The organism is Rhizobium binxianense (assembly GCF_028994275.1).
GTDB lineage: Bacteria > Pseudomonadota > Alphaproteobacteria > Rhizobiales > Rhizobiaceae > Rhizobium > Rhizobium binxianense.
In genome coordinates this window covers 3,297,642-3,305,000 of record NZ_CP118713.1, presented here as the reverse complement: position 1 = coordinate 3,305,000, position 7,359 = coordinate 3,297,642, and the positions used below count along the sequence as shown (strand labels likewise).

The 7,359-nt window shown below is 56.6% G+C and carries 7 protein-coding genes, 1 tRNA gene and 2 rRNA genes (1 of these 10 cut by a window edge); 8 read left to right on the top strand and 2 right to left on the bottom strand.

The window, feature by feature from the left end; all coding sequences use genetic code 11:
- The 8 genes from PO860_RS16325 to PO860_RS16290 all read left to right on the top strand — a co-directional run.
- Window positions 1–1,677, top strand: a 23S ribosomal RNA gene (locus PO860_RS16325) (it extends 1,210 nt beyond the left edge of the window).
- A gap of 212 nt (window positions 1,678–1,889) precedes the next feature.
- Window positions 1,890–2,004, top strand: a 5S ribosomal RNA gene (gene rrf, locus PO860_RS16320).
- A gap of 97 nt (window positions 2,005–2,101) precedes the next feature.
- Window positions 2,102–2,178, top strand: a tRNA-Met gene (locus PO860_RS16315).
- A gap of 431 nt (window positions 2,179–2,609) precedes the next feature.
- Window positions 2,610–2,858 (top strand): CopG family ribbon-helix-helix protein, encoded by a 249-nt coding sequence (locus tag PO860_RS16310; RefSeq protein WP_183608328.1) that lies wholly within the window; start codon window positions 2,610–2,612, stop codon window positions 2,856–2,858.
- The gene (locus PO860_RS16305; RefSeq protein WP_183607723.1) at window positions 2,855–3,145 is read left to right on the top strand and encodes a type II toxin-antitoxin system RelE/ParE family toxin; all 291 of its coding nucleotides are present in this window, start codon (window positions 2,855–2,857) and stop codon (window positions 3,143–3,145) included. Before PO860_RS16310 ends, PO860_RS16305 begins: the two co-directional genes overlap by 4 nt.
- Before the next feature lie 5 nt (window positions 3,146–3,150).
- Window positions 3,151–3,840, top strand: coding sequence for an aminoglycoside phosphotransferase family protein (locus tag PO860_RS16300; RefSeq protein WP_273884612.1), 690 nt, complete (start codon window positions 3,151–3,153; stop codon window positions 3,838–3,840).
- Between the two features lie 23 nt (window positions 3,841–3,863).
- Window positions 3,864–4,100, top strand: coding sequence for a hypothetical protein (locus tag PO860_RS16295; RefSeq protein ID WP_273884610.1), 237 nt, complete (start codon window positions 3,864–3,866; stop codon window positions 4,098–4,100).
- 140 nt (window positions 4,101–4,240) lie between these two features.
- Window positions 4,241–5,263: a DUF808 domain-containing protein gene (locus PO860_RS16290; RefSeq protein ID WP_273884609.1), complete on the top strand. Its 1,023-nt coding sequence runs from the start codon at window positions 4,241–4,243 to the stop codon at window positions 5,261–5,263.
- 94 nt (window positions 5,264–5,357) lie between these two features.
- Here the strand turns inward: PO860_RS16290 and PO860_RS16285 are convergent, their stop codons facing one another.
- Together PO860_RS16285 and PO860_RS16280 are read right to left on the bottom strand one after the other, a co-directional pair.
- Entirely contained in the window at window positions 5,358–6,356 is a 999-nt protein-coding gene (locus tag PO860_RS16285; protein ID WP_183607726.1) for an ABC transporter permease, read from the bottom strand.
- 37 nt (window positions 6,357–6,393) lie between these two features.
- Entirely contained in the window at window positions 6,394–7,134 is a 741-nt protein-coding gene (locus tag PO860_RS16280; RefSeq protein ID WP_183607727.1) for an ATP-binding cassette domain-containing protein, read from the bottom strand.
- Window positions 7,135–7,359 lie beyond the last annotated feature (225 nt).

Genomic DNA, 7,359 nt, shown 5'->3' with positions numbered 1-7,359 from the left:
AAGAAAGCGTAACAGCTCACTGGTCTAAATAAGGGTCTTTGCGCCGAAAATGTAACGGGGCTGAAGCCATGCACCGAAGCTGAGGATTCCTCTTTGAGGAGTGGTAGCGGAGCGTTCCGTAAGCTGATGAAGGGAGACCCGTGAGGGCTCCTGGAGGTATCGGAAGTGCGAATGTTGACATGAGTAACGATAAAGAGGGTGAGAGACCCTCTCGCCGAAAGACCAAGGGTTCCTGCTTAAAGTTAATCTGAGCAGGGTTAGCCGGCCCCTAAGGCGAGGCAGAAATGCGTAGTCGATGGGAACCACGTTAATATTCGTGGGCCTGGTGGTAGTGACGGATTGCACAAGTTGTTCTGGTTTATTGGATTATCAGGGCAGCGGAGCGGTTCCAGGAAATAGCTCCACCGTATAGACCGTACCCGAAACCGACACAGGTGGTCAGGTAGAGTATACCAAGGCGCTTGAGAGAACTATGTTGAAGGAACTCGGCAAATTGCACGCGTAACTTCGGAAGAAGCGTGACCCCATTTTACGCAAGTATGATGGGGTGGCACAGACCAGGGGGTAGCGACTGTTTATCAAAAACACAGGGCTCTGCGAAGTCGCAAGACGACGTATAGGGTCTGACGCCTGCCCGGTGCTGGAAGGTTAAGAGGAGAGGTGCAAGCTTTGAATCGAAGCCCCAGTAAACGGCGGCCGTAACTATAACGGTCCTAAGGTAGCGAAATTCCTTGTCGGGTAAGTTCCGACCTGCACGAATGGCGTAACGACTTCCCCGCTGTCTCCAACATAGACTCAGTGAAATTGAATTCCCCGTGAAGATGCGGGGTTCCTGCGGTCAGACGGAAAGACCCCGTGCACCTTTACTATAGCTTTACACTGGCATTCGTGTCGGCATGTGTAGGATAGGTGGTAGGCTTTGAAGCGGGGACGCCAGTTTCCGTGGAGCCATCCTTGAAATACCACCCTTATCGTCATGGATGTCTAACCGCGGCCCGTCATCCGGGTCCGGGACAGTGTATGGTGGGTAGTTTGACTGGGGCGGTCGCCTCCGAAAGAGTAACGGAGGCGCGCGATGGTGGGCTCAGACCGGTCGGAAATCGGTCGTCGAGTGCAATGGCATAAGCCCGCCTGACTGCGAGACTGACAAGTCGAGCAGAGACGAAAGTCGGTCATAGTGATCCGGTGGTCCCGCGTGGAAGGGCCATCGCTCAACGGATAAAAGGTACGCCGGGGATAACAGGCTGATGACCCCCAAGAGTCCATATCGACGGGGTTGTTTGGCACCTCGATGTCGGCTCATCGCATCCTGGGGCTGGAGCAGGTCCCAAGGGTTTGGCTGTTCGCCAATTAAAGCGGTACGTGAGCTGGGTTCAGAACGTCGTGAGACAGTTCGGTCCCTATCTGCCGTGGGTGTAGGAATATTGACAGGATCTGTCCCTAGTACGAGAGGACCGGGATGGACATATCTCTGGTGGACCTGTTGTCCTGCCAAGGGCATAGCAGGGTAGCTATATATGGACGGGATAACCGCTGAAGGCATCTAAGCGGGAAACCCACCTGAAAACGAGTATTCCCTATCAGAGCCGTGGAAGACGACCACGTTGATAGGCCGGGTGTGGAAGTGCGGCAACGCATGAAGCTTACCGGTACTAATAGCTCGATCGGCTTGATCGTTCTCATTGACTATGCTCATCAGCCAGAGGCTGATGATGCTTGACCTTCTGTCCTCACGCGCTGAAAGCGCTGCGGACGGCGCGCCAAACGATTGGCGACGCGCTTTGCGCTTGCGGCCTCTGGCCGACGGTGCCTTGCGAAAGGTAAGACGTGTTCAAAAAAAACAGGCTAACGCCTGCCAGCTTCTCAAAACAAAAGTTGCGCTTTGCCGACCTGGTGGTTATGGCGGGGTGGCTGCACCCGTTCCCTTTCCGAACACGGCCGTGAAACGCCCCTGCGCCCATGGTACTTCGTCTTAAGACGCGGGAGAGTAGGTCGCTGCCAGGTCTGCAAAACGCAACTTAAATCTTCTCTGATCAAACTAACGGCCCATCGCCGTCACAAAAGGGTCGCTCAAGCGGCCCTTTCTGCTGTAAAATAATACCGCGGGGTGGAGCAGCCCGGTAGCTCGTCAGGCTCATAACCTGAAGGCCGCAGGTTCAAATCCTGCCCCCGCAACCAAACAAAAAAGGCCCGCTGCAAAGCGGGCTTTTTGTTTGGTAATGGGTCGAGGAGTTAACGCCTCGTCAGAGGCCCGCAAGAAGGCGAAGCCGACAAAGCGGGACAGAAACTATAAAGCCTGCCAACGAAACCAAATTCCTTGATAATAAAGACTTTTTCAGCCTCCCTCGGGAGGCCGAAGTCGTTTTAGCCCTGGCACACAAGCGGGATTGGCTGGCGCAAATCCATGCCCGGGCGGTGAAGCCCTAGGAGCGGTGACGCGACCGGTTTAAACCGGCTCGCGGCAAGACCAAGGAGAGTGGCGAGATCGTCGCCAAACACCAGGGCTGGCCCATTTGGTGTCCAACTGAAAGCCCTCTCTCATGAGCAGAACCTTGACGAACCGCTTTGGTTCACTGATATTCAAAGTGAACTAAGGAAGTTTAGAGGCCATGACTGCCGCGTTTACCGTGCGTGTTTCGGATGAAACCGCGAGCAAGCTTACTCAGATCGCGGAAAAGCTGGATCGCTCCCGCGCCTACATGGCTGCTGAGGCCATTGAGGCTTTCGTTGAACAGCAGGAATGGCAGCTTGCCGAGATCGAGGCCGGATTGGCTGAGGCCGATCGCGGCGAATTTGCCAGCGCCGAAGATGTGGCGAAGGTCGTCGGAAAGTACGTCAAGTCCGCCCGTCAACCATGAGCGGGAAACGTATTCGCTGGACGTTTCGGGCGTTGCGGCGGCTCGATGAAATTGGCGCTTATATCCAGCATGACAATCCCGATGCGGCAGCACGCGTGGTCGCCAGAATCGTTACGGCGGCGGATATGCTTGCGGACTTACCTGCAAGTGGCCGGCCGGGGCGCATCAAGGGCACGCGCGAAGTGGTGTTGGCCGATATTCCCTACATCATCCCTTACCGAGTCGGGAGGGACATCGAGATTATCACCGTCATGCATGCTCACCAGCGATGGCCGGCGAAATTATAGCCCTCATGATGGATTCAGAAACCATTTGGGCGGAAGAATGGTTGGCTGCACATGCCTATGACGTGTTGGCTGCGCCGGAATTGATACGTGCCGTGCCGTGGTCGAAAATCTATCGTCTCAATACCGACCGGGGAAACGTGTATCTGAAATGGAGCGCGCCCGCCTACGCGCGTGAGGCGGCGTTGATGGTCCATCTGGCCGAGCGCTTTCCGTCCGATATTCCTTCGGTCGTGGCAGCAAACCAAGCCATTGGCGCATTCCTCATGTCTGATGGTGGTGAACCTCTTCGTAACAAGCTGAAGAGGTCCTATGATCCGCAGTTCGTCGGAAAGCTCCTTGGTCGATATGCGAGGATTCAGCGGACTTTCTCTCATAAGGTCGAGCCGCTTCTTGCGTTGGGACTGGATGACTGGCGCACAACCGTGTTTCCAGACCTTTACGATGGCCTGGTTCATGATGAAGTCCTGCTGGAGCGGGAAGGGTTAAGCGCGGCCGAAATTGAGAAGTTGCAAGGGACCGGTGAAAATATCCGCCGCCTTTGCCGTGCACTTGCCGGATTCAAAGTACCCGATACGCTGGAGCATTGCGATTTTCACGACAACAACGTTCTTGTGAAGGCAGACGGCGCGCTTATCAACGACTGGGGTGATGCCGTCATTTCGCACCCCCCTTCTTCTCCTTGGCAGGTTTCCTAGACAGCGCTGTTCGAAACCATGGCTTGGATGCCAATTCACTTGCCTATAAGCACTTGAAAGACGCCTATTTCGAAATCTGGCTTGATGTCGAAACCCCGGAAAACTTAGAGCGCATTTTTGAGATTGCCGTCATCCTCCGTCCGATCGAGTTCGCCTTCAACTTTAGCCGCGTCATTAGAATGACGACCACAGAGGAGTTCGAGCCTTATCGTGGTTACATTGCTGAGGCTCTGCGTCGGTTCTTGTCCACCGTCTTGTAACGGGCCGAATAACTGCATTGCCGTTGCGATCTGTGCGTGGCATCTTCCCGGCGGAGAATGCCACGTCTCGCCTCGAGGTCGTTGGATAACGGGTTTTCCATTTTTCGTTATGTAAGTCTGTCTTCCCAACGGAGGCTCGAATGAGTGTTGGCCTGATCGCCCTTCTTGATGATATCGCCGCGCTGGCCAAGGTGGCTGCGGCCTCGCTTGACGATATCGCCGGCCAAGCAGCCAAGGCCGGCGCGAAAGCGGCAGGCGTTGTCATCGATGATGCGGCGGTCACACCACGCTACGTCACCGGATTTTCGGCAGCACGCGAATTGCCTATTATCGGCAAGATCGCGCTCGGTTCGTTGAAGAACAAGCTTCTGATCCTGCTTCCCGCAGCGCTTATTCTGAGCCTTGTCGCACCGCAGGCGATCACCCCGCTACTTATGATCGGCGGACTCTTTCTCTGCTACGAGGGCGTGGAAAAAGTCTATGCGCTGGTGCTGCCGCATGCAGCCCACGCCCATGAATCGGCACTTGAGACAACAAGCCTCGATGCGCAATCGCTCGAAGACCAGAAGGTCGCCGGTGCGATCAAGACGGATTTCATCCTCTCAGCGGAAATCATGGCAATTACGCTCGGCGCGCTGCCGTCAGGCAATATATTCACGCAGGCCTTCATACTTGCCGTCGTTGGACTGGGTATAACGGTCATGGTCTATGGTGGCGTAGGGCTGATCGTAAAGGCCGACGATCTGGGTCTGATGATGGCGCGGGCGCGGACGGCGCCTCCGACAGGTCCGTTCTTGCGCGCAGTCGGACGAGGGCTTGTCACCGGCATGCCTTATTTTCTGAAAGTGCTCGGCATTGTAGGAACGGCTGCGATGATCTGGGTCGGTGGCGGCATTATCGTTCACGGCCTGGAAGCCTATGGAGTAGGCGGCCTTGCGCATCTGATCCATAATGCCGGGGAGATGGTCGCGCATGCCATTCCCGTTCTGGCGTCCGTGCTGCGCTGGGTCGTCGAGGCCGCAGGCGCGGGCATCGTCGGCATTGTCGTCGGCTTGATCACAATTCCGGTCGTAGGCTTCGTTATCTCGCCGACGTGGCGGTACTTCAAATCGCTCCTGCCGCGCCGCCGGCGGAAAGAGGTGCTGGCGGACGGGAAGAAATGAAGGCTCCGGCCATCGGCAAGCTGCGATAAATCTATGAGCCGGCGCACGATGTCGCCACTGCAGGTGCCGGCTCACTCTCAGAGGCCGGATTCGCCTACTCGCCCTGTCGCAAGTTGCGAAGTCGGTCAAAAAGCACGGCGAGCACGATTGCCCCACCGATAAAGCATCCTTGCCAGAATGCGTTGATGCCGAGCAGGCCAAGACTGTTGCGGATGACCTCGATAAGTGCGGCGCCGACCAAGGCTCCAAAGGCGGTGCCGACGCCGCCGGCAAGATTGGCGCCGCCGATAACCGCGGCGGCAATGACCTGAAGTTCCATTCCGGCGCCGATATTTGTGGTGACAGCGCCGAGCCAGCCGGTTTGAATGATGCCGGCAACCCCCGCGGACAGGGCAGAAATCATATAGACGATGACCTTGATCCTCGGCACCGGAACGCCCGTCAATGTCGCGGCGTGCTCATTGCCGCCGATGGCAAAGACATAGCGGCCGAACTTGGTCCAGCGCAGCACGAAGCCGGTGATGAGCGCCAGCACGACCATGTAAAGCACTGGATTGGCGATGCCGAAAACCCAGGCGCCGCCACCCAGCGCCAGCAGCTTATCGTGGTCGGGACCAAACTGGAAAACGACGGTGTTGTTGGATGCTACCATCGCAAGGCTGCGCGCAATAGACAACATGCCAAGGGTGACGACGAAAGGCGGGAAACCGAGATAGGCGATCAATACGCCGTTGAAAGCTCCCACCAGAAGAGCAGTCCCGATCGAGGCGGCGATGCCGACTTCGATGCTGTATCCCGCGTGCATGACGACCGCCAGCACCATGCTACACAAGCAAAGCACCGAACCGACGGACAAATCGATGCCGCCGGTGATGATAACAAGCGTCATGCCGAGTGCGATGATGGCGACGAAAGTGACGTTGCGGGTGATGTTATAGATGTTCTTCGCGGTCGCAAAGGAGTCCGTCGCTATCGACAGAAAAATGCAGGCGAGAATGACCGCAATCAGCACCCAGAATGTCTGGCCGCTGAAGACCGATGCCAGCCAGCCCCGTTGCCTCTGTCCGATCGTCTGGTCAAGTGTCATTGCCATCGTCGACCTTCTTTCCTGTTGCAACGGATAGCATCGATCACACTTGTTCGATGGCGCCGGTGATCAGTCCCGTTACTTCCTCCGGCGAACTTGCCGCAATCTGCTTGTCGGCCACTTTTCTGCCCCGCCGCATGACGATCACGCGGTCGGCGACCGAAAAGACGTCGGGCATGCGGTGGCTGATCAGGACAACGACAATGCCCCGGTCACGCAATTGGCGGATCAGATTGAGAACCTCGGCCACTTGCCGCACTGAAATGGCTGCTGTCGGCTCGTCCATCAACACGATTTTCGCTTCCGACAGCATCGTGCGGCCGATCGCTACCGCTTGCCGCTGACCACCCGACATTTGCTTGACGAGATCGCGGGGCCGCGTCTCGGATTTGAGTTCGCGAAATATTTCGCCGGCGCGTTTGTACATGGCCTTGTAGTCGAGGATGCGAAGAGGCCATATGCCGCGGCGCAATTCTCGTCCGAGGAAGACATTGGCCGCCGCCGTCAGGTTGTTGCAGAGCGCCAGATCCTGGTGAACGATCTCGATGCCATGCTGGCGTGCTTCCTTCGGCCGATGAAGCACGAGATCGGCGCCGTCGAGGCGCATGGTTCCGTGGCTCGGTCGAAAGTTGCCGGCGATCATCTTGACCAATGTGGACTTGCCGGCGCCGTTATCGCCCATCAGGCCGACAACCTGCCCTGCTTCAAGCGAAAACGAAATATCGTTGACGGCCTGGATGGCGCCGAAATGTTTGGAAATATTGGTGAGTTCAAGAACCGCCACCAGCCTTCTGGCCTCCCAAAACTACAGGCTCTCCGTCGCGTATCTCGACGCGAGGCTCCAGCGAGTTCGCTCTTCCAATCTCCTCCCAGGAAAAGCGATTGGGAATATTTACGCAAAACCCAGCGACAGCGTCAACTCATTGTCCGGAGCATCGGCCTTATTATCGCAAAAATCTGTTTTGTCAGACAAATATCATTTGACGAGAGCGGCGCCCGAATATTAGCT